This is a genomic window from Streptomyces syringium (genome assembly GCF_017876625.1).
Lineage (GTDB): Bacteria > Actinomycetota > Actinomycetes > Streptomycetales > Streptomycetaceae > Streptomyces > Streptomyces syringius.
Genome location: NZ_JAGIOH010000001.1, coordinates 5,285,877 through 5,312,057, shown reverse-complemented (window position 1 = coordinate 5,312,057; position 26,181 = coordinate 5,285,877). Strand labels below are relative to the sequence as shown.

The 26,181-nt window shown below is 70.9% G+C and carries 21 protein-coding genes; 11 read left to right on the top strand and 10 right to left on the bottom strand.

From position 1 onward, the window contains the following. Nucleotides 1-179 precede the first annotated feature (179 nt). The 5 genes from JO379_RS23845 to JO379_RS23825 all read left to right on the top strand — a co-directional run bounded on the left by JO379_RS23845 (nucleotide 180) and on the right by JO379_RS23825 (nucleotide 7,045). Entirely contained in the window at nucleotides 180-1,016 is an 837-nt protein-coding gene (locus JO379_RS23845; RefSeq protein ID WP_130879997.1) for a carbohydrate ABC transporter permease, read from the top strand. A gap of 298 nt (nucleotides 1,017-1,314) precedes the next feature. Beyond that, nucleotides 1,315-2,340, top strand: coding sequence for an AraC family transcriptional regulator (locus JO379_RS23840; protein ID WP_242626257.1), 1,026 nt, complete (start codon nucleotides 1,315-1,317; stop codon nucleotides 2,338-2,340). Continuing rightward, nucleotides 2,337-3,215 carry an SDR family NAD(P)-dependent oxidoreductase gene (locus JO379_RS23835; RefSeq protein WP_307842114.1) on the top strand — a complete coding sequence of 293 codons (879 nt, stop codon included), beginning with the start codon at nucleotides 2,337-2,339 and terminating at the stop codon, nucleotides 3,213-3,215. Before JO379_RS23840 ends, JO379_RS23835 begins: the two co-directional genes overlap by 4 nt. Before the next feature lie 268 nt (nucleotides 3,216-3,483). Next, nucleotides 3,484-4,275: an ABC transporter ATP-binding protein gene (locus JO379_RS23830; RefSeq protein ID WP_207303984.1), complete on the top strand. Its 792-nt coding sequence runs from the start codon at nucleotides 3,484-3,486 to the stop codon at nucleotides 4,273-4,275. Nucleotides 4,276-4,501: 226 nt separating this feature from the next. Further along, on the top strand, nucleotides 4,502-7,045 hold the full coding sequence (locus JO379_RS23825; RefSeq protein ID WP_130879996.1) for an ABC transporter permease: 2,544 nt from the start codon (nucleotides 4,502-4,504) through the stop codon (nucleotides 7,043-7,045). An 87-nt stretch (nucleotides 7,046-7,132) separates the two neighbouring features. Here JO379_RS23825 and JO379_RS23820 read toward each other — a convergent pair whose 3' ends face one another. Beyond that, the gene (locus tag JO379_RS23820; RefSeq protein ID WP_130879995.1) at nucleotides 7,133-8,158 is read right to left on the bottom strand and encodes an ATP-dependent 6-phosphofructokinase; all 1,026 of its coding nucleotides are present in this window, start codon (nucleotides 8,156-8,158) and stop codon (nucleotides 7,133-7,135) included. A gap of 236 nt (nucleotides 8,159-8,394) precedes the next feature. Here JO379_RS23820 and pta point away from each other — a divergent pair, with 236 nt between their 5' ends. The 3 genes from pta to pyk all read left to right on the top strand — a co-directional run bounded on the left by pta (nucleotide 8,395) and on the right by pyk (nucleotide 13,276). Continuing rightward, on the top strand, nucleotides 8,395-10,476 hold the full coding sequence (pta, locus tag JO379_RS23815) for a phosphate acetyltransferase (RefSeq protein ID WP_130879994.1): 2,082 nt from the start codon (nucleotides 8,395-8,397) through the stop codon (nucleotides 10,474-10,476). Nucleotides 10,477-10,568: 92 nt separating this feature from the next. Then, nucleotides 10,569-11,780 (top strand): acetate kinase, encoded by a 1,212-nt coding sequence (locus JO379_RS23810; RefSeq protein ID WP_130879993.1) that lies wholly within the window; start codon nucleotides 10,569-10,571, stop codon nucleotides 11,778-11,780. Between the two features lie 71 nt (nucleotides 11,781-11,851). Further along, nucleotides 11,852-13,276 carry a pyruvate kinase gene (gene pyk / locus JO379_RS23805; protein ID WP_130879992.1) on the top strand — a complete coding sequence of 475 codons (1,425 nt, stop codon included), beginning with the start codon at nucleotides 11,852-11,854 and terminating at the stop codon, nucleotides 13,274-13,276. Nucleotides 13,277-13,486: 210 nt separating this feature from the next. Here the strand turns inward: pyk and JO379_RS23800 are convergent, their stop codons facing one another. The 4 genes from JO379_RS23800 to JO379_RS23785 form a co-directional block, all read right to left on the bottom strand. Beyond that, nucleotides 13,487-14,773 (bottom strand): hypothetical protein, encoded by a 1,287-nt coding sequence (locus tag JO379_RS23800; protein ID WP_130879991.1) that lies wholly within the window; start codon nucleotides 14,771-14,773, stop codon nucleotides 13,487-13,489. Next, nucleotides 14,763-15,302, bottom strand: coding sequence for a DUF6114 domain-containing protein (locus JO379_RS23795; RefSeq protein WP_242626255.1), 540 nt, complete (start codon nucleotides 15,300-15,302; stop codon nucleotides 14,763-14,765). The genes JO379_RS23800 and JO379_RS23795 overlap by 11 nt, the downstream gene beginning before the upstream one ends. 138 nt (nucleotides 15,303-15,440) lie before the next feature. Continuing rightward, the gene (locus JO379_RS23790; RefSeq protein ID WP_130879990.1) at nucleotides 15,441-16,082 is read right to left on the bottom strand and encodes a DUF6230 family protein; all 642 of its coding nucleotides are present in this window, start codon (nucleotides 16,080-16,082) and stop codon (nucleotides 15,441-15,443) included. A 579-nt stretch (nucleotides 16,083-16,661) separates the two neighbouring features. Beyond that, nucleotides 16,662-17,639, bottom strand: coding sequence for a tetratricopeptide repeat protein (locus tag JO379_RS23785; protein ID WP_130879989.1), 978 nt, complete (start codon nucleotides 17,637-17,639; stop codon nucleotides 16,662-16,664). Between the two features lie 264 nt (nucleotides 17,640-17,903). On the opposite strand from JO379_RS23785, the gene JO379_RS23780 reads away from it, so the two are divergent. Next, a complete protein-coding gene (locus JO379_RS23780) occupies nucleotides 17,904-18,545 on the top strand; it encodes a TetR/AcrR family transcriptional regulator (protein WP_130879988.1) in 642 nt (213 codons plus the stop codon). Between the two features lie 37 nt (nucleotides 18,546-18,582). Here JO379_RS23780 and icmA read toward each other — a convergent pair whose 3' ends face one another. From icmA to JO379_RS23755, 5 genes are all read right to left on the bottom strand, one after another. Continuing rightward, nucleotides 18,583-20,286 carry a coenzyme B12-dependent isobutyryl-CoA mutase large subunit gene (gene icmA / locus JO379_RS23775; RefSeq protein ID WP_130879987.1) on the bottom strand — a complete coding sequence of 568 codons (1,704 nt, stop codon included), beginning with the start codon at nucleotides 20,284-20,286 and terminating at the stop codon, nucleotides 18,583-18,585. Between the two features lie 148 nt (nucleotides 20,287-20,434). Then, nucleotides 20,435-20,770, bottom strand: a complete 336-nt coding sequence (locus JO379_RS23770; protein WP_130879986.1) for a DUF3817 domain-containing protein — start codon at nucleotides 20,768-20,770, stop codon at nucleotides 20,435-20,437. A gap of 316 nt (nucleotides 20,771-21,086) precedes the next feature. Next, nucleotides 21,087-21,608: a MarR family winged helix-turn-helix transcriptional regulator gene (locus tag JO379_RS23765; protein ID WP_209516901.1), complete on the bottom strand. Its 522-nt coding sequence runs from the start codon at nucleotides 21,606-21,608 to the stop codon at nucleotides 21,087-21,089. A gap of 195 nt (nucleotides 21,609-21,803) precedes the next feature. Then, complete coding sequence (locus JO379_RS23760) at nucleotides 21,804-22,148, bottom strand: hypothetical protein (RefSeq protein ID WP_130879984.1); 345 nt, start codon at nucleotides 22,146-22,148, stop codon at nucleotides 21,804-21,806. 32 nt (nucleotides 22,149-22,180) lie between these two features. Then, complete coding sequence (locus JO379_RS23755) at nucleotides 22,181-23,392, bottom strand: MFS transporter (RefSeq protein WP_209516898.1); 1,212 nt, start codon at nucleotides 23,390-23,392, stop codon at nucleotides 22,181-22,183. A gap of 68 nt (nucleotides 23,393-23,460) precedes the next feature. On the opposite strand from JO379_RS23755, the gene JO379_RS23750 reads away from it, so the two are divergent. Next, the gene (locus JO379_RS23750) at nucleotides 23,461-24,444 is read left to right on the top strand and encodes an ArsR/SmtB family transcription factor (RefSeq protein ID WP_209516895.1); all 984 of its coding nucleotides are present in this window, start codon (nucleotides 23,461-23,463) and stop codon (nucleotides 24,442-24,444) included. A gap of 117 nt (nucleotides 24,445-24,561) precedes the next feature. Next, nucleotides 24,562-26,121, top strand: coding sequence for an alpha/beta hydrolase (locus tag JO379_RS23745; protein ID WP_209516892.1), 1,560 nt, complete (start codon nucleotides 24,562-24,564; stop codon nucleotides 26,119-26,121). Nucleotides 26,122-26,181 lie beyond the last annotated feature (60 nt).

Below are 26,181 nucleotides of genomic sequence, written 5' to 3'. Positions count from 1 at the left end.
CCCGTGCGGGCTGTGGCGGGTGCACCTCCGCTGCGCGGCGGTGTCCTCAATCGCCGGACGGGCTGTTTTGGCTGAGCTCAGCCACATCAAGCCCGACCGGCGATTGAGGACGCGCCCGCAGGGCGCCCGCCGCCGCAGACGGCAACACGACCCACGGCACGACAAACCACGGAGGTGCCATGCTCCCGCTCCTCGCCCGCCGCACCCGTCACCGTCTGGCCGCCGACCTCGCACTGCTCGCCGTGGCCGTCTCCTTCGCCGTTCCGCTCGTCTGGCTGCTGGTCTCCTCCGTCGACTCCGAGGCGGGGCTGCGCGTCGCCGCCCCCGCCTCGCCGACGGCGGACAACTTCTCGGCGGTGCTGACCGATGAGATCACTTTCCGGCCGATGCTCAACAGCCTGCTGCTCTGCGGCGGGGCCACCTTCCTGACCATCGGGTGCGCCGCGCTCGCCGCGTACCCCCTCTCCCGCTACCGGTCGCGCTTCAGCAGGCCGTATCTGATGGGCGTCCTGTTCACCACGTGCCTGCCGATCACCGCTGTCATGGTGCCGGTCTACGGGCTGTTCGTGCGGGTCGACCTCATCGACACGGTGTACGGGACGGCCCTGTTCATGGCGACCGCCCAACTGCCCTTCGCGATCTGGCTGATGAAGAACTTCATGGACGGGGTCCCCACCGTCCTCGAGGAGGCCGCCTGGACGGACGGGGCGAGCCGGCTGCAAGCGCTGGTCAGGGTGATTCTGCCGCTGATGGGGCCGGGGATCACGGTCGTGACGATCTACAGCTTCATCATGATGTGGGGGAACTTCTTCGTCCCGTTCATGCTGCTGCTGTCCCCCGACCGACTTCCCGCGTCGGTCAGCATCTTCACGTTCTTCGGCAATTACGGGCAGGTCGCCTACGGCCAGCTCGCCGCCTTTTCGATCCTCTACTCGACGCCCGTGATTCTGCTCTACGCCCTGATTTCCCGCCGTCTCGGCGGCGGCTTCGCCCTGGGCGGCGCCGTGAAGGGGTAGCCCCGGCGGCGGCGTTCCCGGCAGTGACCTGCGAAAAGCCCCCCGGGCACGGAAAGGCCCCGCCGTCCGTGCCCAGACGGCGGGGCGTGCCATCCGATGTCGGATGGCCGGCCCTGAATCTCCCCCGTTAACCCAAGGCCGGGTCCGCTGACCGCGCCCGGCCTGTCCCGAAACCGATGTGGGATTTGCCGACGCCTTGACTGCGAACAAGCAGAACGGTACTAACGGGGCCACCCGTCGGCTACTCGCGAAACGCGGCTGTCGGCCGGATAACGCGGTCATCCCGGGAGGAAGCCCGATGAGTGAATCCGACGCGGGATCCATCAGTCCCGATAGCCCCAATGACCTCATTAACAACAGCAATATGCGCACGCTGGTGCTCAGCAACGACCTCGACGAAACGCAGGAGGCCATCAGCTCCGCGTACAGCCCGTACCGGCTCAGCTGCCTGGGCGACCCCGAGGACTTCTCCGCCTGGTACGCGGAAGGCGGCTTCCCGGGGCTCACCCTCTCGGGGCTCCAGTACGGCGCCGAGACGCTCGTGGACCCCCAGCCCCTCGGCTCGTACCTCCTGGTCTGCCGGCTCGTGAACGGCGGGGTCCGGGTGTCCTCGCCGGGCCGCGAGGAGCGGTTCGTCGGGACCGGCCAGACCTATGTGCTCGACCCGTACCGCAAGTTCCAGGTGCACTGGACCCCCGGCGCCCGGATGACAACCGTCCGCCTCGCCCGGGAGACCGTGGAGCAGGCCGCGGCCGACGCGCTCGGCGTCGAGGGGCCCGTCCGGGCGCGGTTCACGCTGGAGGGCACGGTCTCCGGGAAGGCCGCCGCGAGTTGGGAGAGGATCTCCGAGGCCGTGCACCGGGAGGTGCTCGGCGAGGGCATCGCGCGCAACAGCCCCATCCTCGCGTCCCACCTGACCCAGACGACGGCCGCGATGCTCATGGAGACCCACCATCTGGTCACCGCGGGCATCGACGCGCGCCGCACCGGCGTCGTCGCGCATCCGGCCGTGCGCCGCGTCATGGCCCTGGCCGAGGAGCGGGCGGACGAGCCCCTCACCCTGACCGAGCTCGCGGCGGTGGCGCGGTGCAGCCCACGTGCGCTGCAGGAGGCCTTCCGCCGGTATCTGGACACCACGCCGCTGGGCTACTTACGCGAGGTCCGGCTGGGCCGGGCCCACGAGGAGCTCGTCGCCGCGCAGGGGAACGGGGACGTCACCGTCTCCGACGTCGCCTACCGTTGGGGTTTCTCCAACCTGGGCCGGTTCGCGGCGTATTACCAGCAGCGGTACGGCCATGCGCCGTCCCACACGCTGCGCACGTGAGCCGCACGGCCGCGACGCACGAACAGCGCGAGCAGCACGAGCAACATCAGCACCACGAGCAGCATGAGAAAGGCACGACCGACATGACCTACCAGCAGCCCGAGCCCCTGGCGTTCACCGCCGGGCGGCTCACCGGGCGCGTCATATTCGTGACCGGCGCGTCCAGTGGCATCGGCGCCGCGGCCGTACGCCGGTTCGCCGCCGAGGGCGCGCTCGTCGCCGCGGCCGCCCGCCGCGCCGACCGGGTCGAGGCGCTCGCCGCGGAGCTGCGCGCGGCGGGGCACGAGGCGCTGGGCCTGGAGTGCGACGTGACGGACGAACGGTCGGTGGCCGACGCCGTGGACAGGACCGTACGCACCTTCGGTCGGCTCGACGGAGCGTTCAACAACGCGGGGGCGGGCGGCGCGCGGGCGCGGTTGCACGAGCTGGACACGGATCACTTCGACACGGTCATGGCCACGAACGTGCGCGGCGTCTTCCTCTCCATGAAGCACCAGATTCCGGCCATGCTCGACAGCGGCGGCGGGTCCGTCGTGATCTCCTCGTCGGTGGCCGGGCTGGTGGGGAGCCCGCTGAACACCGACTACGCCACCAGCAAGCACGCCCTCACCGGCCTCGTGAAGTGCGCCGCGCTGGACTACGCCCGGGACGACATCCGGGTCAACGCCATCGCGCCCGGGCCGACCCGCTCGGAGATGTTCGACCGCTGGATGCCGACCGACGAGGCGCGGGCCGCGCTGGCCGACCGCTTCCCCATGAATTACGTCGCCGACCCGGACGACATGGCACGGACCGCGCTCTTCCTCCTCTCCGACGAGTCCCGCTGGACGACGGGCACGGTGCTGCCCTGCGAGGGCGGCTTCACCGCCGGCTGACCGCACCGGCACCGCACCCGGCTCCTCGGTCCTTGAGGATGACGGCGTCCGTCTGAAGGACTACGGCCGACCGCCCCCACGGACCTAAAGTCCGACGCCGGGTTCAAGCCGTACGGCTGAGGCGGCGGCGGTTTGTGGCTCCGAGAATTGGAAGCGTTGATTCCCCCCGGTCTCGACGTCTCGACCTTGTCGGCCGGTCGGTCGCGCCTTCGCAGGCACCGACCTCGTCGGCCTTCTCGACGCATCCCGCCCCTCCGGAGGAGCCCCCGTGTCCCATGCGACGCCTTTCCCCGTTTCGTCCGCCCCCCACGCGCCCCACGGCTCCATCGCCGCCCGCGCCACCGACCTGAGCAAGGTCTACGGGCAGGGCGAGACCCGGGTGGCAGCCCTGGACTCGGTCTCCGTCGAGTTCCGCCGCGCCGAGTTCACGGCGATCATGGGCCCGTCCGGGTCCGGCAAGTCGACGCTCATGCACTGCATGGCGGGCCTGGACTCCGTCTCCTCCGGTTCCACCCGGATCGGTGACGTCGAGCTGGCCTCCCTCGGTGACCGGCAGCTGACCCGGCTCCGCCGCGACAAGGTCGGCTTCATCTTCCAGGCGTTCAACCTGCTGCCGACGCTGACCGCGCTGGAGAACATCACGCTGCCGATGGACATCGCGGGCCGTAAGGCGGACCGTGGCTGGCTCGAGCAGATCGTGACGACGCTCGGCCTGTCCGGCCGGCTCGCGCACCGCCCCAGCCAGCTCTCCGGCGGCCAGCAGCAGCGCGTCGCCGTGGCCCGCGCCCTGGCCGGCCGCCCCGAGATCATCTTCGCGGACGAGCCGACCGGAAACCTCGACTCCCGCTCCGGCGCCGAGCTGCTGGGCTTCCTGCACGAGTCGGTACGGGCCCTGGAGCAGACGGTCGTCATGGTCACCCACGACCCCGTCGCCGCGTCCTACGCCGACCGTGTGATCTTCCTGGCCGACGGGCGCATCGTCGACGAACTGCGCGAACCCACCGCCGACGCGGTGCTGGACCGCATGAAGCGCTTCGACGCGAAGGGCCGTACGAGCTGAGCCCGTACGAGCCGAGGCCTTAGAGCCGAGGCCTTACGAGCCGAGCAGCGGACGGCCCGCGTTCCCTCGCCCCGCGCGGACGTAGGCGCTGACCACCCGCGCACGCCCGCAGCCGCCGCACGCCCGCTCACAGCGACGCACGACGCCGCACGGCCCCTCGCCACCGCCACCCGACTTCCCCCCGTCCCTCACCAGGGCGTGGGAATCCCACCCAGGACCCGCCATCATGTTCCGTACCGCCCTGCGCAATCTCCTCGCGCACAAAGCCCGGCTGATGATGACCGCCCTCGCGGTCCTCCTCGGCACCGCCTTCGTCTCCGGCACGCTCGTCTTCAGCGACTCCGTCGGCAGCGCCTACCGCGACAAGACGTCCAAGAGCCTGGACGACGTCGCCGTCTCCGTGACGGGGTTCGGCCCTACCAAGACCGATGCGCGCGGGAACCGCCAAGTCCTCGACGACAAGATGGTCGCCACCGTCCGCGCGCTGCCCGGCGTGACGTCCGTACGCCCCTCGGTCGTCGGCGTCGCCACGGTCGCCGACAAGAACAACGACCCCGCGGGCAGCGAGTGGGGCAGCAGCGCCGCCAACTACGTCCCGGGCAAGGACGGCAAGGACAGCCGTTACCCGCTGCTCAAGGGCCGGGGCCCGGCCGCAGCGGGCGAGCTGGCCCTGGACGTGAAGACCGCCGGCAAGACGGGCGCCAAGATCGGCGACACCGTCCGGCTGGCCGTCGACGGCCCGGTGATGAAGAAGAAGCTCGTCGGCATCGTGGAGACCGACGACCCGCGCGTGAGCGCGGGCGGCAGCCTCGCGCTGTTCGACACCCCGACGGCGCAGAAGCTCTTCGGCAAGCCGGGCGAGTACGGCGAGCTCGTCGTCTCCGCCACCCCGGGCACCGACCAGAACGAGCTGACCCGCAAGGTCGGGGCCATCCTGCCGAAGGAGGGCTTCAAGGCGCAGAGCGGCAAGCAGCTGGCGGCCGACGAGTCCAAGCTCATCGACGAGCAGACCAGCTCGATCCGGAACACCTTTCTGGTCTTCGCGGGCATCTCCCTCTTCGTCGGCATCTTCATCATCGCCAACACCTTCACCATGCTCATCGCCCAGCGCAGCCGTGAGATCGCCCTGCTGCGCGCGGTCGGTGCCTCCCGCCGCCAGGTCGTGCGCTCGGTGATGATCGAGGCGGGCCTGCTGGGACTCGTCGCCTCCGCCGTCGGCTTCGTGCTGGGCCTCGGCATCGCCACGGGCCTGTGGTCGGTGCTGAACTCGTCCGGCGCCGCGCTGCCCGAAGGCCCGCTGGTCATCGAGCCGACCGCCGCGCTGTCCGCCCTCGCCGTCGGCGTCGTCGTGACCGTGCTGGCCGCCTGGCTGCCCTCCCGCAAGGCCGCGAAGATCGCCCCCGTCGAGGCGCTGTCGGCCGTGGACCAGGCGCCGACCACCCGCGGCCTCGTCGTCCGCAACTCCATCGGCGCGGCCCTGACCGCGCTGGGCGTGGCCGTCATGCTGTACGTGACCACGCTGCGCGACAGCGGTGGTCTGACGGCCGCCATGGCGGGCTCGGCCCTGACGCTCGCGGGCGTCATCGTGCTGGCCCCGCTGCTCTCCCGCCCGTTCGTGACGCTCTTCGGCCGTCTCGCCGTCCGCCTCTTCGGCGTCAGCGGCAAGCTCGCCACCCAGAACGCGCTGCGCAACCCGCGCCGCACGGCCGCCACCGCCTCCGCGCTGATGATCGGCCTGACCCTGATCACGGGTCTGACGGTGGCCGCGGTCTCCGCGAACCAGGGCATGGACAAGATGGGTCCCCAGGACCTGACGGCCGACTACAAGGTCTCGTCGAACAGCTACCTCGGCCTCTCCCCCGACGTCGCCAAGAAGCTCGCCGACCAGCCCGGCGTCGCCGCCTCGGTGCCCCTGCGGATGGTCGGTTTCCAGTCGAAGGGCGACCCGGCGGGGGTCCGCGCGACGGACCTCTCCAAGCTCTCTCAGGTCACCGATCTGAAGATCACCGGTGGCTCGCTCACCGGGGTGCGCGGCACGACCGCCGTCGCGGTGGCCGAGGACTACGCGAAGAGGAAGGGCCTCACGGTCGGCTCCGCGCTGCCCATGGAGTTCTACGACGGCAAGAAGGCCACCCCGCGCGTCGTCGCGGTCTACGCCGAGAACGACGTCCTCACCGATGTCCTCGCCGCCCCGGCCCTCGTGGACCCGCACCTGGAGAAGGTCCGCGACGACGACGTGCTGATCAAGGCCGCCCCCGGCCAGGCGGACAGCCTGCCCGGCAAGATCAAGGAGACGCTGGGCGGCAACCCGATCATCAAGGTCCAGAGCCAGGACGATCTGCGCCGCTCCGAGGCGGGCAGCATCGACGACGTCCTCTACCTGATGTACGGGCTGCTGGGCATGGCCGTCGTCATCGCGGTCATCGGTGTCGTCAACACCCTCGCGATGTCGGTGTTCGAGCGGACCCGCGAGATCGGGATGCTGCGCGCGATCGGTCTGGCCCGCACCGGGATCAAGCAGATGGTGCGGCTGGAGTCCGTGATGATCTCGATGTTCGGCGCGGTGCTCGGCGTCGGCGTGGGCATCTTCCTGGCCTGGTCCGGCGGCCATCTGCTGCGGTCCTCGTTCCCGCAGTACGAGATGGTCGTGCCGTGGGCCCGGATCGGTCTGTTCCTGCTGATCGCGCTCGTCGTCGGCGTCCTGGCCGCGGTCTGGCCGGCCCGCAGGGCGGCGAAGCTGAACATGCTGGAGTCGATCGGGGCGCAGTAACCGGGGCTCCGCCCCGGACCCCGGTCCTCAAACGCCGGACGGGCTGGATTTCTCCAGCCCGTCCGGTGTGTGCGTTGCGAGTCCGGCCTAGAAGACCGACTCCGCCTCGTCCATCCGGTTCTCCGGCACCCGCTTCAGCTCGGTGACGGCCTCCTTGAGCGGCACCATCGTGATGTCCGTGCCGCGCAGCGCGGTCATCTTGCCGAAGTCGCCGCGGTGGGCGGCCTCGACGGCGTGCCAGCCGAAGCGGGTGGCGAGGACACGGTCGTAGGCGGTCGGCGTGCCGCCGCGCTGGACGTGGCCGAGGATGACCGGGCGGGCCTCCTTGCCGAGCCGCTTCTCGAGCTCGACGGCGAGCTTCGTGCCGATGCCGGCGAAGCGCTCGTGGCCGAACTGGTCTATGGCGCCCTTGGCGTAGTCCATCGACCCCTCGGCGGGGTGCGCGCCCTCGGCGACGCAGATGACGGCGAACTTCTTGCCGCGGGAGAAGCGCTCCTCGACCATCGTGACCAGGTCGGCGACGTCGAAGGGGCGCTCCGGGAGGCAGATGCCGTGGGCGCCGCCGGCCATGCCGGACTCCAGGGCGATCCAGCCCGCGTGGCGGCCCATGACCTCGACGACCATGACGCGCTGGTGCGACTCGGCGGTGGTCTTCAGGCGGTCGATGGCCTCGGTGGCCACGCCGACGGCGGTGTCGAAGCCGAAGGTGCGGTCGGTGGCGGAGATGTCGTTGTCGATGGTCTTCGGGACACCGACGACGGGCATGCCCGCGTCCGAGAGCATTCGGGCGGCGGTCAGTGTGCCCTCGCCGCCGATGGGAATGAGGACGTCGATGCCGTATTCACGGGAGAAGTCCTGGGCGCTCTCGCACGCCTCGCGCAGCCGGGCGCGCTCCAGGCGCGCGGAGCCGAGGATGGTGCCGCCGCGGGCCAGGATGCCGCTGACGGCGTCGAGGTCGAGCTTGCGGAACCGGCCGTCGAGGAGGCCCTTGAAGCCGTCCTCGAAGCCGATGACCTCGTCGTTGTGGCCGACGAGTGCCCGGTGCACCACCGAGCGGATGACAGCGTTCAGGCCGGGGCAGTCGCCGCCTGCGGTGAGGACTCCGATGCGCATCGTGCTGTTTCTCCTGCTCGCTACTGGTACATGTGAGCCAGAACCGATTGTTTCACGGGCCGGGCGGTACTGCCGCACCCCTAAGGACGCCCCTCCGACATCCCGTCGACGTCCACCGCCGAGCGCCCTACCCACGGGCGCAGGTATTGTCAAGAGGGCAAGGCCACCCTAACGGCTATTTTTTCAGCAGTGGCACTCGGCGAAGAAAAACAAGCGACGGAACAAGGAGAGCACGCGTGACGCGCAGCGTGTACGTGACCGGGACCGACCGGGGCGACGGCCGCCAGGTCATCGAGCTGGGAGTCATGGAGCTCCTGACCCGCCACGTGGACCGGGTGGGCGTCTTCCGCCCGCTCGTTCACGACCACGGCCCGGACCGTCTCTTCGACCTCCTGCGGTCGCGCTACCGCCTCGGGCAGGCGCCCGAGTCCGTCTACGGCCTGACCTACGGCGAGGCCTCCGCCCTTCAGGCCGAGCGCGGCATGGACGAGCTGGTCTCGGCCCTCGTCGAGCGCTTCCTCGCGGTCGCCCGGGAGTACGAGTACGTCCTGGTGCTCGGCACCGACTTCGCCGCCACCAACGTCCCGGACGAGCTGGCTCTCAACGCCCGGCTGGCGAACGAGTTCGGCGCCTCCGTGATCACCGTCGTGGGCGGCCAGGACCAGGCCGCCGAGGCCGTGCGGGCCGAGGCGGCCAACGCCTACCGCGCCTACGAGGCGCTGGGCTGCGACGTCGTGGCGCTCGTCGTCAACCGCGTCGCGCCCGCCGACCGCGCGGCCGTCGCCGAGGGGCTCGCCGCGCACCTGCCGGTGGCCTGCTACGCGCTCCCCGAGGACGGCTCGCTGTCCGCGCCGACCGTGGCGCAGATCGTCCGCAAGCTGGGCGCCGAGGTGCTGCTCGGCGATGACGCGGGGCTCAACCGCGACGCCCGCGACTTCGTCTTCGGCGGCGCGATGCTCCCCGCGTTCCTGCCCGCCCTGACCGAGGGCTGCCTGGTCGTGACCCCCGGGGACCGCACCGACCTGATCATCGGCGCGCTGGCCGCGCACAGCGCGGGCGCGCCGCCGATAGCCGGACTGCTGCTCACCCTCGACGAGCGCCCCGGCCCGAGCATCCTGGCCCTGGCCGGCCGGCTGGCCCCGGGCACGCCGGTAATCTCCGTGCCCGGTGGTTCCTTCCCCACTGCGGCCGAGCTCTTCGCGATCGAGGGCAAGCTGAACGCCGCGTCGCCGCGCAAGTCGGAGACCGCCCTCGGCCTGTTCGAGCGCCATGTGGACACCGCCGAGCTGACGAACCGCATCTCCGTGGCCCGCTCCAGCCGGGTCACGCCGATGATGTTCGAGCACGAGCTGATCGAGCGCTCCCGCTCCGGCCGCCGCCGGGTGGTCCTGCCCGAGGGCACCGAGGAGCGCGTGCTGCGCGCCGCCGATGTGCTGCTGCGCCGCGACGTCTGCGATCTCACCCTCCTGGGTGAGGAGGAAGCGATCCGCAAGCGCGCCGCCGAGCTGGGCATCGACCTTTCCGAGGCGCAGCTCATCGACCCGCAGACGTCCCCGCTGCGCGAGCGCTTCGCCGAGCTCTACGCGCGGGTCCGCGCCCACAAGGGCATGACGGTGGAGCTGGCGCACGACGTCGTCGCCGATGTCTCCTACTTCGGCACGCTGATGGTCCAGGAGGGCCTGGCCGACGGCATGGTCTCGGGCGCGGTGCACTCCACGGCCGCCACCATCCGGCCCGCCTTCGAGATCATCAAGACCGCGCCGGGCGCCCAGATCGTCTCCTCGGTCTTCTTCATGTGCCTGGCCGACCGGGTCCTCGTCTACGGCGACTGCGCGGTCAACCCGGACCCGAACGCGGAGCAGCTCGCGGACATCGCCATCCAGTCCGCCGCGACCGCCGCCCAGTTCGGCGTGGAGCCCCGGATCGCGATGCTGTCGTACTCCACCGGCACCTCCGGGTCCGGCGCGGACGTCGACAAGGTCCGCAAGGCCACCGAGATCGTCCGTGAGCGCCGCCCGGACCTCCTGGTCGAGGGCCCGATCCAGTACGACGCCGCCGTGGACGCGTCCGTCGCGGCGACCAAGCTCCCGGGCTCGGAGGTCGCGGGCAAGGCCACCGTGCTGGTCTTCCCGGACCTGAACACGGGTAACAACACCTACAAGGCCGTCCAGCGCTCGGCCGGCGCGGTCGCGGTCGGCCCGGTCCTCCAGGGCCTGCGCAAGCCCGTCAACGACCTCTCGCGCGGCGCGCTCGTGCAGGACATCGTCAACACGGTCGCCATCACCGCCATCCAGGCGCAGGGCGAGCAGCGCCCCTGACGCCCGTACGGCCGTACGGGGACCGCCCGGTTCCCGTACGGCCCGTGTCCCCCCGGACGCCCAGCACCGCCCCCCAACCCGGAAAGCCCTTCATGACTGCCAACGCCACCCGAGTCCTCGTCCTCAACTCCGGTTCCTCGTCGGTGAAGTACCAGCTGCTCGACATGGCCGACGGCGCCCGGCTGGCCGTCGGGCTGGTCGAGCGCATCGGTGAGGAGACCTCCCGGCTGGCGCACACGCCGCTCGCGACGGGCGGTGCCAAGCGCGAGCGCGAGCAGCCGATCGCCGACCACGAGGCCGCGCTGAAGGCCGTCGCCGGGGAGCTGGCGGCGGACGGGCTGGGGCTGGACTCCCCGGAGCTGGCCGCGATTGGCCACCGGGTGGTGCACGGCGGCAAGAAGTTCACCGAGCCGACGGTGATCACCGACGAGGTGACGGCGGAGATCGAGCGGCTGGTCCCGGTCGCGCCGCTGCACAACCCGGCGAACATCACCGGCATCCGGGTGGCCCAGGCGCTGCGCCCCGACCTCCCGCAGGTCGCGGTCTTCGACACCGCCTTCCACACCACGATGCCCGAGGCCGCCGCGCGCTACGCGATCGACGTGGAGACGGCCGACGCGCACCGCATCCGCCGCTACGGCTTCCACGGCACCTCGCACGCGTACGTCTCGCGCGAGACCGCCAAGCTGCTCGGCAAGGACCCCTCCGAGGTCAACGTCATCGTGCTGCATCTGGGCAACGGCGCCTCCGCCTCCGCCGTGCGGGGCGGTCGCTGCGTCGACACCTCCATGGGTCTGACCCCGCTGGAGGGCCTGGTCATGGGCACCCGTTCCGGTGACATCGACCCGGCGGTGATCTCCCACCTGGCGCGCAACGCGGACATGTCCATCGACGAGATCGACTCGCTCCTCAACAAGAAGAGCGGTCTGATCGGACTGTGCGGCGACAACGACATGCGCGAGATCCGCCGGCGGATCGACGCGGGCGACGAGCGGGCGGCGCTCGCCTTCGACATCTACGTGCACCGGCTGAAGAAGTACATCGGCGCCTACTACGCGGTCCTCGGCAAGGTCGACGCCGTGGCCTTCACGGCGGGCGTCGGCGAGAACGCGGCCCCCGTGCGGGAGGCCGCCGTGGCCGGTCTGGAGGAGCTGGGTCTGGCCGTGGACGCCGATCTCAACGCCGTCCGGGGCGACGAGGCGCGGCTGATCTCCCCCGAGTACGCCCGGGTCGCGGTGGCGGTCGTCCCCACCGACGAGGAGCTGGAGATCGCCACTCAGACGTACGCCCTGGTCAGCGCTTGATCGACGACCTGCCCCGGTCGTTACCCCAGCTCGAATATTCCGCTCCGAAACAAACCGATAGGATCTGCCCCATGCGCCGTTCCAAAATCGTCTGCACCCTGGGCCCCGCCGTCGACTCCTTCGACCAGCTGAAGACGCTGATCGAGGCCGGTATGAACGTGGCCCGCTTCAACATGAGCCACGGGACCCACCAGGAGCACGAGGAGCGGTACGACCGCCTCCGTAAGGCCACCGAGGCGACCGGCCGCGCGGTCGGCGTCCTCGCCGACCTCCAGGGCCCGAAGATCCGCCTGGAGACCTTCGCGGACGGCCCCGTGGAGCTGGTGCGCGGTGACGAGTTCACCATCACCGTCGAGGACGTCCCCGGCGACCGGACGATCTGCGGCACGACCTACAAGGGTCTGCCGGGCGACGTCTCCAAGGGCGACCAGATCCTGATCAACGACGGCAACGTCGAGCTGCGCGTCACCGAGGTCCAGGGCCCCCGGGTCAAGACCATCGTGATCGAGGGCGGTGTGATCTCCGACCACAAGGGCATCAACCTGCCCGGCGCGGCCGTCAACGTCCCGGCGCTGTCCGAGAAGGACATCGATGACCTGAAGTTCGCCCTCGACATGGGCTGCGACATGGTCGCGCTGTCCTTCGTCCGCGACGCGAAGGACGTCCTCGACGTGCACCGCGTCATGGACGAGGTCGGCCGCCGGGTGCCGGTCATCGCCAAGGTCGAGAAGCCGCAGGCCGTGGCCAACATGCAGGACGTCGTCATGGCGTTCGACGGCGTGATGGTGGCACGTGGCGACCTGGCGGTGGAGTACCCGCTGGAGAAGGTCCCGATGGTGCAGAAGCGCCTCATCGAGCTGTGCCGCCGCAACGCCAAGCCGGTGATCGTGGCGACCCAGATGATGGAGTCGATGATCACCAACTCGCGGCCGACCCGCGCCGAGGCCTCCGACGTCGCCAACGCGATCCTCGACGGCGCGGACGCGGTCATGCTGTCCGCCGAGTCCAGCGTCGGCGCGTACCCGATCGAGACCGTCAAGACGATGTCCCGCATCGTCGAGGCGGCCGAGGAGGAGCTGCTCTCCAAGGGCCTCCAGCCGCTGGTGCCGGGCAAGAAGCCGCGCACGCAGGGCGGTTCGGTCGCCCGCGCGGCCTGCGAGATCGCGGACTTCCTGGGTGCGAAGTCGCTGGTCGCCTTCACCAAGTCCGGTGACACGGCCCGCCGCCTGTCCCGCTACCGCACGGCCCAGCCGATCCTGGCCTTCACCACGGACGCCTCGACCCGCAACCAGCTCGCGCTGAGCTGGGGCGTCGAGACCTACGTCGTCCCGCACGTGGAGAACACCGACGCGATGGTCGACCTGGTCGACGCCGAGCTGCTCAAGCTCAACCGCTACGGCGAGGGCGACACGATGATCATCACGGCCGGTTCGCCCCCCGGCGTCCCCGGCACGACGAACATGGTGCGGGTGCACCACCTGGGCGAGAACCGCTAGTTCTCGCGCTCAGCGCCTACGGCCGTGGCCGCCACCCCCTGCTGACGGGGGTGGTGACCACGGCCGTTTCGGTTCGGGCTGAGTCGTCCGCACCTCCGCTGCGCGGCGGTGTCCTCAATCGCCGGACGGGCTCAAATCAGCCCGTCCGGCGATTGAGGACGAAACGGCGGGTCAGCCGACGAATGCCACCCGGACAGGCCCTGAACCGGTCTACGGATACGTCCCATCCGTCAGATACTGGTGCAGACTCGGAACGGAGAGGGTGCCGCCGAACTGGCCCGCCTGACGGATCTTGACGTCGGTGAAGACGAGCTCCGGCAGGGACAGCGGGGGCGGGGACTCCGGGCTGAAGGTGACCTTGAGCGTGGGGATGCCCAGAAGATTGAGCGTGCCCTTGAGCTCCTCGGTGTACATGGTCACCTTGCCGTTGCGGATCGTGGACGTCTGCCCCATACCCGTGACGTGGTACTGCTTGCCGCCGCTGTTGACGATCTGATGCAGGTCCTTGATGTCCAGCGCGCTCGCGGTGAACTTCAGGGCCTTCTTCCGCTGCCCGTTCACCATCGTGATCTCTTTGATGCCCTCGTACTTGAGCCCGTGCAGGGACAGCTTGCTGGTCTCCAGGTACCAGGGCTGCGTCGGGAAGGCGTGCTGCTCGTTCTCGTCCGTCACGGCCCGGCTGGGGCAGGGCGTCTCCTCGGACCCGTCGGCGTCCGCGTCCGCGCTCGCGCTGGTGCTCGGCGAGGGGGACGGCGACGAGGTGGCGGAGCCGGTCGGCGTGGGCTCCTGCGTCGGCGTGGGCTTCTTCGACGGCCGGGCCTTGTCGGCCGGCGTCTTCGTGGGCGGAAGGGGCTTCCCCGGCTCGGCGGACTTGGTGGCCGACGGACCGGTCGGAGCGCTCGGCAGGGTGACAGGTGGGGCCTTGTCCCCCGGGTCCGACTTGCTGCCCGTGAGGATCTCCCCGAGCTTCTCGCCGAGGCCCAGCGGGTCCAGCGGGTTCGTGGACTTGGTGGCCGACGGGGTGGGGGTGGGGGTGGGAGTCGCCGAAGGGGATGTCTGGGGTTCGGCGGTCCGTTTACGGGGCACGGCGGGAGACGCAGTCGTGGACGGCTTGGAGGGCTTCGTCGCCCCGTCCGGCTTCCCGGTGTCCTTCCCGGCATCCTTCGCGGACCCGGTCGGGTCCGGACGGGCAGTCGCCCCGGCCGTGCCGCTCGGCGTCCCGCTGGGCGTCCCGCTCGGTGTCCGGTCCGGCGCCGTGACGCACGGCCCGTCCAGGAAGGGGTTCTTCGGTACGGGCTTGGCCTGGGCCAGCTGGGGTGTGAACCCCATCCCCATCAGCACCGCGGTGGGCATCGCGGCCAGCGCCACGGCCTTGCCGGCGGGCATGTGCAGCCGGTTCAGCAGCGGCTTCCTGGGCGCGGCGTGCCGCGGCCCGGTTCTCGGCCGGTCGGCCGGCCCGGGGGCCGTGCCGTCTTCGCGAGCGTCGTCAGTCGCCACGGTTCCCCCCGTCGAATTCGCCAACCGGCGTCGTTCCTGACACCTCGCCCCGGGGGGAGGTGTCCTTCGTCAGCCGCACCGGCTCGTCCGAAGGCCCGTCCGCAGGCCCGTCCACGGCCGGGGCCGCGATCGGCTTGCCGGGCATCCAGGACACGCTGAGCGCGCCGCCGATCAGAGCCAGCAGGAAACCGATCAGGAACGCACCGATGTTGGAGACGACCAGGGAGACGAGCGCGAGCAGGATGGCCGCGACGCCCGCGAAGATGCGCGACTGCTGCTGAAACCACATGGTCAGGCCCAGCACGACCAGCAGCACACCGATGATCAGCGAGCCGGCGCCCGCCGTGGTGGCCATGCGGATGCTCAAGTCGCCCAGCGTCATGGTCTGGTACGGGATGTACATGATCGGAAACCCGGCCAGCAAGGTCAACAGCCCGGCCCAGAAGGGGCGTTGTCCGCGCCAGTGCCGGAACGAGTGACGGAAGCGGCGGAAATTGTCGATCGGCTGGGGGCGCGTGTCGGCGCTCATGGCGTACAGCTCCTCGGAACCGGCGAATCGGTGGAACCTGAACTCGGCGCCACTGCTCCAACGGTGCGGGGCGCGGCGCGGTACGGGTACGGGTACGGGGGCACGAAAGCAGTCCCCCGTACCCGCCCGTTCAGTGCGTCAGTTGTTCTTGCAATCGGCTTCGCCCATGTTGACGCCCATCTTCAGGCCGGGAAGCGTGAACGATCCGGCCGAGGTCGCCCAGGCACGCTGGTGGACGTCGGTGAACTCCACCTCGTCGGCCTGCTGGGCGAACGAGCCCGGCACATAGCCGCCGCGCTCACCGTGCGCACCACCGGGCTTGGCCGGGCCGGGGCCCTTGGTGGTGTCGGTCACCGAGACGCCGATGTCCACATTGGTGAACTTCGCGTTGGCCTGGAGGTCGTCGGCGTCGATGTAGAGCTTCTGCGCCTGGACCTTGTCCTTGCCACCGCCGGCCTGCAGCTTCATCGACACCTTGCCGAACGGGGTGGGGATGGTGACCGCCTGGCAGAGCTTGGTGATCTCCGCCTTCTCGATACCGACCACCGCGACCGGCTTGTTTCCCTGCTTGGTGACGTCGTTCGCCCCGTACTGGACGAAACCCCAGCCGTGCAGGCTTTCGGCCGCCACTTCGAACTGCTGCCCCGACACACTGAAGGACGCCGCGAGGGCGCCCTGCGCGAGGGCCACTCCGATGGCGGCCGTCGCCGCGACGCTGGGCACCATGACGACGGCGAACCGCTTCCATCTGGTGCCGCCGCGAGTCGTCATCGACTCCATGACTTTCCTCCTTCTCGGACGTACATCTCCGGCAAGGGCTGGGACACCCGTGCCCGGGATGGGAGAAGTGCTACGTCCTCGGGAAGGAGCGCCGTCGCTTCGGTGGCGCCAACCACTCCGCACCCGATACTCCGGCGATCACCCCCGAGCGACAACCACTGGCCACGCCTTCGCGCAACCTCGGGGACAGGCACCGCCGTTGGCGACGGAGACCCCCCTGTCCCAAGGCCGGCTTATGGTGCCGCCGGCCACCCGGTGGGGACCCATCACCCCCTGGCGCGGGCCAGTTGGGGCCGTGCCGGGGGAATGGACCGAGCTTGGCCGATCGTGGTCCATTCCCGGCCGGGGCACAAGAGGTTCGTTACTAGCGAGTAACGGGGGGATAACCGAAGGGCGACCGACCCGCATCGACCGGGCGTGCGAGAGCGCCGGAGTGTGCCCGGACAGAAGGGGTGCGAAAGAAAAAACCCGGGCGAAGGGCCCGGGTTTTCTTACTGCCAGTAACAGCAGCGCCGTTTATCAAGTTTTGGTAAAGCGCCGCCGTCGTCCCGTCGGTGGTGCGGGAGGTACGGGAGTCCGTCAGAACAGCGCGCGGGAGAGCGCGGTACGCGCTGCGGTCACCCGCGGATCATCCGGCCCGATCACCTCGAAGAGCTCCAACAGCCGCACCCGTGCGGCGTCCCGGTCCTCGCCGGCCGTCCGCTTCACCGCGTCGATCAGGCGGCCGAAGGCGTCCTCGACATGCCCGCCGACCAGGTCGAGGTCGGCGGCGGCGAGCTGCGCCTGCACATCGGTGGGACGCTCGGCGGCGTCCCGGCGGACCTTCTGCGGGTCCAGGTCCTGGACGCGCTGGAGCAGTTCGGCCTGGGAGAGACCGAGCTTCGCCTCCAGATTGCCCGGGTCGTCGGACAGCACGTTCTTGTACGCCTGGAGGGCGCCGCCCAGGTCACCGGCGTCCAGCGCCTCGTGGGCCAGGGCAAGGGCGCTGTCGTGCGGGCCCGCGGGCGGCTGCGGCGCGGCCGCGGCCGCCTGCTCGTCGGCCGCACCGGGCTGCACCGGCGCGCCCACGATCCCGAAGCGCTGCTCCGAGACCTGGATGAGCTGGTCCAGCACCTGGCGGATCTGCCCCTCGGGCGCGGCGCCCTGGAACAGCGGCAGGGCCTGCCCGGCCACCACCGCGAAGACCGCGGGGATGGACTGCACGCCGAACTGCTGGAAGAGCATCTGATTGGCTTCGACGTCGACCTTGGCGAGCACGAACCGGCCGGCGTACTCCGCCGCCAGCCGCTCCAGCAGCGGGCCGAGCTGCTTGCACGGCTCGCACCATTCGGCCCAGAAGTCGATGACGACCGGCACCTCGGCGGAGCGCTGGAGGACCTCGAGCTCGAAGCCCGCCTCGTCGACGTCGAAGACGAGGCCGGAGGCCCCGACGGGCGGCGTACCGCCCTGGCGCGCCGCTTCGGCGCGCGCCTGCTCGGCCTTCTGCTTGGCTTCCCCGGCCGCCTTCACCGCGGCGAGGTCGACCACTCCACTCATGGACATGTTCCGTGGCTGCATGGGCCTATCCTCCCCCCTCCGCGCGGCGATCGGAAAAACGCACGTCGTCACGTGATCTCATAGCGCTTCGCAATCGACACCGGGTCCCCACCCGGCATCCGTGGTTGTCGCTCTTTCGCTACGAGTCGTAGCGTAACTGCAACCCCATATCCCTCCGCAAGCATTTCCGGTGATCTGCCTCACGGACAGGCGCACGAAGGGGCGCACGAAGAGGCGCTCGAGGGGCACGCTTCCCCGGTCGTACTCATGGGTAAGGTCGCGGGCATGACTTCCGCCTCCCCCTCCGGGCGCCGGACGGGCCGCCCGCGCAGCGCCGAGGCCGACCGCGCGATCCTCGACGCGACGCGCGCCGCGCTGGTCGAACTCGGCTGGGGAAAGCTGACGCTGGGCGACGTGGCGGCCCGCGCCGGGGTCGCGAAGACCACCCTCTACAGACGCTGGGCGGGCAAGAGCGAACTCGTCGTGGACGCCGTGGCAGCCCTCTTCGACGAGCACTTGGAGCTCCCCGACCGGGGCAGCCTCCAGGCGGACATCGAGGGGGTCGTCCTGCAGTTCGCCGCCCTGCTGGAACGCCCGGAGACGAAGACGGCCCTGATGGCCGTGGTGGCCGAATCCACCCGCGACGACGCCCTGCGCGCCCGCATCCGCTCCGCGATCGTGGACCGGCAGAAGACGCTGGTGCTCCTGGGGCGGGAGCGGGCGCAGGCTCGGGGCGAACTCCCCCACGAGCCGGACCCGGCGGCGGCCGGCCGCAACACGGACCTGATCTTCGACGTGGTCGCGGGGACGGTGCTGCACCGCACGCTGGTGAGCGCGGAGGCGGTGGACGGCGAGTGGGCACGAAGCTTCGCGGCACTGGTGGTGGGCGGGCTGGCATCAGCACAATCCAGCCCGTCCGGCGCTTGAGGACCGGGGTCCGGGGCGGAGCCCCGGTCAGGAACCGTCAGAAGCCCGCCGGCTCGACATACGTCCCCCACTCATCCCGCAGCACGTCACAGATCTCCCCCAACGTGGCCTCGGCGCGCACGGCCTCCAACATCGGCTCGATCATGTTGGAACCGTCCCGCGCCGCAGCCAGCATGGCCTCGAGACCGGCCTTCACCCGCGCGTCGTCGCGACCGGCCTTCCGCCCGCCCAGGACCCGGACCTGCTCCCGCTCGACCTCGTGGCTGACCCGCAGGATCTCCAGATCACCGGTCACCGAGCCGTGGTGGCAGTTGACGCCGACGACCCGCTTGTCGCCCTTCTCCAGGGACCGCTGGTACTGGAAGGCGGACTCGGCGATCTCGCCCGTGAACCAGCCGTCCTCGATGCCGCGCAGGATGCCGGACGTGATCGGGCCGATGGGATGCTCGCCACCGTCCCGCACGGCACGGGTGCCGCGCTCGCGGATCTGCTCGAAGATCTTCTCCGCGTCGGCCTCGATCCGGTCGGTGAGCTGCTCGACGTACCAGGAGCCGCCGAGCGGGTCCGCGACGTTGGCGACGCCGGTCTCCTCCATCAGCACCTGCTGCGTGCGCAGGGCGATCTCGGCGGCCTGCTCGCTCGGGAGGGCGAGGGTCTCGTCGAGGGCGTTGGTGTGCAGGGAGTTCGTGCCGCCGAGGACGGCGGACAGGGCCTCCACGGCCGTGCGGACGACGTTGTTGTACGGCTGCTGCGCGGTCAGGGACACGCCCGCCGTCTGAGTGTGGAAGCGCAGCCACTGGGCCTTGTCGGTCTTGGCGCCGTAGACGTCCCGCATCCAGCGGGCCCAGATGCGGCGGGCCGCGCGGAACTTGGCGATCTCCTCGAAGAAGTCGAGGTGCGCGTCGAAGAAGAAGGAGAGCCCGGGGGCGAAGGTGTCGACGTCGAGGCCCCGGGAGAGCCCGAGCTCCACGTAACCGAAGCCGTCGGCGAGGGTGTACGCGAGCTCCTGCGCGGCCGTGGCCCCGGCCTCGCGGATGTGATAGCCGGAGACGGAGAGGGGCTTGTAGGCGGGGATGGCGCGGGCGCAGTGCTCCATCAGGTCGCCGATCAGGCGCAGGTGCGGCTCGGGCGGGAAGAGCCACTCCTTCTGCGCGATGTACTCCTTGAAGATGTCGGTCTGGAGCGTGCCGTTGAGCACGGCGGGGTCGATGCCCTGCCGCTCGGCGGCGACCAGGTACATGCAGAAGACGGGCACGGCGGGGCCGCTGATCGTCATCGAGGTCGTGACGTCACCGAGGGGGATGTCCTTGAAGAGGACCTCCATGTCGGCGGCGGAGTCGATGGCGACGCCGCAGTGGCCGACCTCGCCGAGCGAGCGCGCGTCGTCGGAGTCACGGCCCATGAGGGTCGGCATGTCGAACGCGACCGAGAGTCCGCCGCCGCCCGCGGCGAGGATCATCTTGTACCGCTCGTTGGTCTGCTCGGCGTTGCCGAAGCCGGCGAACTGGCGGATGGTCCAGGTCCGGCCGCGGTAGCCGGTCGCGTGGAGCCCCCGGGTGAAGGGGTACTCACCGGGCCAGCCGATCCGCTCGAACCCCTCGTAGGAGTCGCCGGGACGGGGCCCGTAGACCGGGTCGACCGGGTCACCGGAGAGCGTGGTGAAGTCGGCGTCCCGCTTGCGTGCCGCGTCGTAACGGGCCTGCCACCGACTGCGTCCTGCCTCGATCGCCTCTGCGTCCATAACGCTGCCTGCCGCCTCTCGCGCTGCCCGCCGCCTCGCGGGGCCAGATTTACTAGGACGTCCTAGTAAATGGTCGCGCACAAACGCCCCGGACACAAGGCTTGTCCGGGGCGGCGGTGTGTGGAGTCGTGCCGAGGAGCGGCGGCGGTCAGGCGCCGACCGGCTCCGCGGTGCCCTCGATCAGCGGCTCCAGTTCCCGGGCGACCTTGCGCTCGACGAAGAACGCGGCCGTGGGGATGGTGCCCGCGAGCAGCACCCACACGAGCTTGCCGAACGACCACTTGGCCTTGGAGCCCATGTCGAAGGCGAAGATCAGGTAGAGGACGTAGAGCCAGCCGTGCGCGATGCCGACGAGGCTGACGAAACCGTCCGCGCCGTCCATCGTGAGCAGGTACTTGGCGATGACGCCGATCGTCAGCAGGACCAGCAGCACACCCGTGACGTATGCCATCACGCGGTAGCGGGTCAGCACGCTCTTCTTCACTGAGGGGTTCCTCGCATTACCGTCTCGGAGCAGCCGCCTCCCGGGGCGGAAGACCGCGGCAGTAGTCGAGCGTAACGCCACGTTCCGGGGCGATCTTCGCCGCCCCTTCGGCTGCGCCGCGCCACGTCCTGTCCGGCGGATCTTCGCGGGCTCCCGATGCCCGGCGCGCGCGCCCGCCGCGTTGTCGAAAGTCGTGGGAGCACGCCGGGTGCGACGACGGTCCTCCGCCATGCGAGCGCACGCACGCTCCCCCGGCCATCGCTGGAGGGGTGCCCCCAAGCCGCTCCCTGATCCGCGGAGATCCGCCGGCCAGACGCTAGTCCTCGGCGGGGGCGTCCTCGAAGTCGTTCGCGGCGACCCGCAGCGGCCGCAACATCGTGAAGATCTCCGTGCACTCCTCCGCGTCGTACGCGCCGAGCCCGAAGTCCATGGCCATCAGATCGCGCGTGGCCGACTCGACGACCTCGCGGCCCTTTTCGGTGATCGAGGCGAGCGTGCCGCGCCCGTCGTTGGGGTTGGGCCGCTTGTCGACGAAGCCGGCGGTCACCAGCCGGTCGACGGTGTTGGTGACCGAGGTCGGGTGGACCATCAGCCGCTCGCCGATCTTGGACATCGGCAGCTCGCCCGCCTTGCTGAACGTGAGCAGCACCAGGGCCTCGTAGCGCGCGAACGTCAGCCCGTACGGCTTGACGACCGCGTCGACCTGGCCGAGCAGGATCTGCTGGGCGCGCATGATCGAGGTGATCGCGGCCATGGACGGCACGGATCCCCAACGCTGCTTCCAGAGCTCGTCGGCTCGGGCGATGGGATCGAAGGGGAGGCTGAGGGGCTTCGGCACGGCATCGAGCCTACCCGGCGGCCATATCCTGGTCGCCGGTATCTCGCACTCCGGACGCGCTTGCCGAGTCTTCGGCTGCGGCTGCGGCTCGTCGTCACGGGCCGGCATCGGCTGAGCTCAGCCAAAACCAGCCCGTCCGGCGATTGAGGACACCGCCGCGCAGCGGTGGTGCACCCAGTTCACAACCCACGGTTGCTACTTCGACTTGACCTCGTTCACCAGCTCCACCGCCGCGCGCAGGCTCAGGCCCCGCTCCGCGTCCCGTACCGCCTTGACCGCGCGGACCTCGTGCTTGACCGGGTCCACTCCCGCCGCCGCGAGGACACCCCGCACCCACTCCACACGGGCCTCCGCCTCGGGGCGGCCCCCGTGCTCGGCGACGATCGCGGCGGCACGCTCCAGGCCCGGCCGCTCCTCGTCACTCGCACCGGCCAGTGCCTCGCGTATCGCGGCGGCGATCGCCTCGCTGTCGCGCAGCACGAGGACCTCGTGCTCGAGCCCGGTCTTCTTACCGCCGTTACCGCTCAGGAAATCCAGCATCCGGTCCACTCCCCCGGTTGATTCGATCTTGATCAGGCAGCCGAGCGTACGACAAGCCGCACCACGCCACCCACTGCCACCGTCCCGAGCAGCCCCACCCCCGCCACCACCGCGTGCACCGGCGCGAACTCCGCGGCCACGCCCGCGAGTGCCATGCCCAGGCCCTGGATCGTCATCATCCCGGCCGTCTGGAGCGTCATCGCCCGCCCGCGCAGCTCTTCCGGCACGGCCGCGATGAACCACTGGTCCAGGCCCAGCGTGTACGCCATGCCCGTGCCGGCCAGCGCCACGATCAGCAGGGCCCAGCCCAGGGACGGGCGGAAGGCGTACGCGAGGAACGGCAGCAGGGCCGTCGCCGCCACCGGCAAGGTGATCCGCTCCCGGCCCCGCGCGCTGAGCACCGACCCCGCGAGCATCTCCCCCACGATCGAGCCCACCGGCATCCCGCACATCAGCAGCCCCAGGCCCACCGGCCCCACCCCGATCGCGTCCGCGTACGGCGCCGCGAGGGCCTCCGGGGCGACGAGGAGGAACGGCGGCACCCAGGACAGCAGCAGCAACGCCCGGATGCGCCGGTCGGCGAAGAGCTGCCGGGCGCCGGACAGCGAGGACTTCACCAGCGCCCCGCCCGCGCCCGTACGCGACGGCCGCCGCCGCGTCCCGAAGCGCAGCAGCGCCGCCGAGCCCAGGAACCCGGCGACCGTGGCCACCAGCACCTCACGCGGCGACGCCACCGTCAGCAGCACGCCGCCCGCCGCGAACCCGGCGAGCTGCGCGCCCTGCGAGACGATCCGGATCAGCGAGCGCCCCAGGACGAAGAGTTCGCCCTCGCCGAGGATGTCGCCCAGGGTGGCCGCCCTGGTCCCGCCGAAGACGGGGGCGACGGCGGCGAGGACGCAGCGCAGGGCGAGCAGCCCGGCGATCGGTGTCGCGGGCAGCGCCATGGTCGCGGCGGCCCCGGCGCACACCAGGTCGCAGACCACCAGCACCCGCCGGGCGGGATACCGGTCGGCTATGCCGGACAGCAGCGTGCCGCCCGCGACATACGGCAGGAAGCCGAGTGCGAAGGTCAGCGCGGTCAGCATCGGCGATCCGGTCAGCCGGTAGACGAGCACGGACAGCGCGATCTCCCCGACGACGATGCCGAGCAGGGACAGCAGATGGGCGGCGAAGACGGTTCGGAACTCGCGCACGGCGAAGACGGCGGCGTAGCCGGCCGGGGCGACGGCAGGGGCGGAAGACATGCCGGTCAGCGTGCCGAGGCCGACCGACGGGAACTAGTGTTTCGGCTGGATCCGAAAGAAAGACCGAGATGCCTTTCCATATGCGGTTCGGAGCCGGCGATCTGCTGCGCTGCCGGTTCGGGATCTCCCCGCTGTGGGAGACCCATCAGGCGCTGTACACGCTGCTGCGCCCGGAGCGGCACGGCTACCACCTGCCGTGGCTGCGCCGGATGCGGGAGGCGGTCGGCCGGCTGGACCTCGCGCAGATGGCGCTGCTCGCCCCCGCCGCTTCCGGCGGCTACCACCCGGACTTCCTCTGCCCGCCGCCCATCGGCCCCCTGTCGTCGTTCGAGGACGAGCTGACGCGCGTACGGGCAACCGACCCGGCAGTCGTCCGCGCCGAGCTGGCCCGGTCCCTGGCCGACACCCCGGGCGCGGCCGAATCCGCGCACGGCCGGGCGCTGCTGGCCGCCCCCGGGCGCGCCCTCGCCGAGCTGACCGGTCTGCTGGAGCGGGCCTGGCTCACGCTGCTCGCCCCGGACTGGCCGCGGCTGCGCGCCCTGCTGGAAGCCGATGTCGCCTTCCATACGCGGCGACTGGCGGAAGGCGGCCTGGAGCGGCTCTTCGCGGATCTGCACCCGCGGCTGATCTGGTCGGACGGCACCCTCACGATCACCAATCGCGGTGATCACGTCCGTGAACTGGGCGGCCAGGGGCTGATGCTGGTGCCGAGCGTCTTCGCGTGGCCGGAGGTGATCGGTGGTTTCGACGCGCCCTGGCAGGCGACCGTGATCTATCCGGCGCGCGGCATCGGCGGCCTGTGGGCCGAGCCGGACGCGGAGACGTCGGACGCGCTCGTCCGTCTGCTCGGCCCGAACCGCGCCGCCGTCCTGTCCGCCCTGGACGAGCCCGCCTCCACCACCGCCCTGGCCCACCGCCACGGCCTCGCCCTGTCGTCGGTCTCCGCCCACCTGTCGGTGCTGCGGGCCGCCGGCCTCCTGACGTCCCGCCGCCACGGCCACCAGGTCCTGTACGAACGCACGCCCCTGGGCATGGCGCTGGCGGGAAGGTGACAGGCGGGGCCACCGGGGCCTGGAGGGAGCCTCCCGTACTTCGGGGGGATTCCCCCCGATCACACCCGGGTGCTGGTCCCGTGGGAACGCGGTCGCGCGATTCCTAGGTTGGTGGCCATGAACACCCCCCTGACCGCGGCGACCGCCGCGACCCTGGCCGTCCTCGTCCTCGCGGGGTCCGCGGAAGCCCGCGCCGACCAGCCGCAGTCCGCGTCGAAGCCGGGCACGTCCGCGGCCCCCGCTGCCACCGAGGCGCTCGACCGCTTCTACCGGCAGGACCTCTTATGGGGGCCGTGCGAGGCCCCGGCCCTGGCGAAGTCCGGGACCGAGTGCGCGAAGGTCACCGTGCCGCTCGACTACGCCGCTCCCGACGGCCGCACCCTCTCCCTCGCCGTCTCCCGGATCAAGGCCACCGGTCCCCGCACCGCGCGCCGGGGCATCATCCAGACCAACCCCGGCGGCCCCGGCGGCCGTGGCCTGGACTTCCCCGCCATGCTGCGCACCAAGATGACCCCGCAGGTGGCGGCGGCGTACGACGTCATCGGCATGGACACCCGCGGCCTGGGCAAGAGCGAACCGCTCGACTGCGGGCTGAACAGCCTCAGCTGGATGCGGGGCACCGGCTTCGACCGTGCCTCGTTCGACCGGGTCACGAAGCAGGCCATCGGCGACGCCGCCAAGTGCGACGCCAAGTACGGCGACTCACTGCGGCACTACTCCACGCGCAACATCGCCCGCGATGTGGACATCGTGCGCGGTGCCCTGCGCGAGCGGAAGACCTCGTGGTTCGGCCAGTCCTACGGCACCTACTTGGGCGCCGTGTACGCGCAGATGTTCCCGGGCAGGGTGGACCGGCTGGTCCTCGACAGCGCCCTGGATCCCCGCACGTACGGCCGCGCGACGATCCAGGCGCTGGGTCCGGCCAATGAGAAGGCACTGGACGACCTTGCCGCCTGGGCCGCCCCTCGGGACGCGGTCTACCACCTGGGGAAGACGCCCGCGGCCGTGCGCGCCACGGCCGAGGGCCTGGTGCGCCGGGCCGCCGAGCGCCCGATCGCCATCGGTGGGTACCGGCTCGATGCGCAGACCCTGCCGTTCATCCTCTTCGCCATGGGCACGGACGACTTCGACAACAAGGAGTACGCCGCCATCCTGCGGCAGCTCGCCGACGCCGCGGCGGGCAAGAAGGTCGAGCCGACCGAGCGGCTGGCCGGCCTGCTGGCCGCCGCGTTCCGCACCGGCGCCGACGAGACCGGCACCGGGCCCGACTACGCCTCGCAGCTCGCCGTCCTCTGCGCGGACACCACGATGCCGGGCGACCCCGAGAGCTACCGCAAGACCATCGAGCGGGTCCGCCGCACGCAGCCGGTCTTCGGCCCGCTCGTCAATGCCCCGATGCCGTGCGGCTGGTGGAAGCACAAGCCGCGCGAGCGGCGCACCGAGATCGACAACACCGTCCCGGCCCTCCAGCTCCAGGCCACCGGCGATACCCGCACCACCTACGAACAGGGCCTCGGCATGCACAAGGCGATGCGCGGCTCCAAGCTCGTGACCGTCCCCGTACGGACCCACGCCGTGTTCGGTTACTACCCCAACGCCTGCGCCAACAAGGCGGTCAACGACTACTTGCTGACCGGCGACCTGCCCAAGGCCGACACCACGTGCGAGCGCGACTGACCCGGCAGAAAAACGGCCCGGCCCGGGACGCGCGCAGGTGCGCGTCCCGGGCCGGGCCGT

Coding starts and splice junctions, on each gene's coding strand:
- JO379_RS23845 (WP_130879997.1), top strand. CDS start 180: ATGCTCCCGCTCCTCGCCCGCCGCACCCGTCACCGTCTGGCCGCCGAC.
- JO379_RS23840 (WP_242626257.1), top strand. CDS start 1,315: ATGAGTGAATCCGACGCGGGATCCATCAGTCCCGATAGCCCCAATGAC.
- JO379_RS23825 (WP_130879996.1), top strand. CDS start 4,502: ATGTTCCGTACCGCCCTGCGCAATCTCCTCGCGCACAAAGCCCGGCTG.
- JO379_RS23820 (WP_130879995.1), bottom strand. CDS start 8,158: ATGCGCATCGGAGTCCTCACCGCAGGCGGCGACTGCCCCGGCCTGAAC.
- JO379_RS23810 (WP_130879993.1), top strand. CDS start 10,569: ATGACTGCCAACGCCACCCGAGTCCTCGTCCTCAACTCCGGTTCCTCG.
- pyk (WP_130879992.1), top strand. CDS start 11,852: ATGCGCCGTTCCAAAATCGTCTGCACCCTGGGCCCCGCCGTCGACTCC.
- JO379_RS23795 (WP_242626255.1), bottom strand. CDS start 15,302: ATGAGCGCCGACACGCGCCCCCAGCCGATCGACAATTTCCGCCGCTTC.
- JO379_RS23790 (WP_130879990.1), bottom strand. CDS start 16,082: ATGGAGTCGATGACGACTCGCGGCGGCACCAGATGGAAGCGGTTCGCC.
- JO379_RS23785 (WP_130879989.1), bottom strand. CDS start 17,639: ATGCAGCCACGGAACATGTCCATGAGTGGAGTGGTCGACCTCGCCGCG.
- JO379_RS23780 (WP_130879988.1), top strand. CDS start 17,904: ATGACTTCCGCCTCCCCCTCCGGGCGCCGGACGGGCCGCCCGCGCAGC.
- icmA (WP_130879987.1), bottom strand. CDS start 20,286: ATGGACGCAGAGGCGATCGAGGCAGGACGCAGTCGGTGGCAGGCCCGT.
- JO379_RS23760 (WP_130879984.1), bottom strand. CDS start 22,148: ATGCTGGATTTCCTGAGCGGTAACGGCGGTAAGAAGACCGGGCTCGAG.
- JO379_RS23755 (WP_209516898.1), bottom strand. CDS start 23,392: ATGTCTTCCGCCCCTGCCGTCGCCCCGGCCGGCTACGCCGCCGTCTTC.
- JO379_RS23750 (WP_209516895.1), top strand. CDS start 23,461: ATGCCTTTCCATATGCGGTTCGGAGCCGGCGATCTGCTGCGCTGCCGG.
- JO379_RS23745 (WP_209516892.1), top strand. CDS start 24,562: ATGAACACCCCCCTGACCGCGGCGACCGCCGCGACCCTGGCCGTCCTC.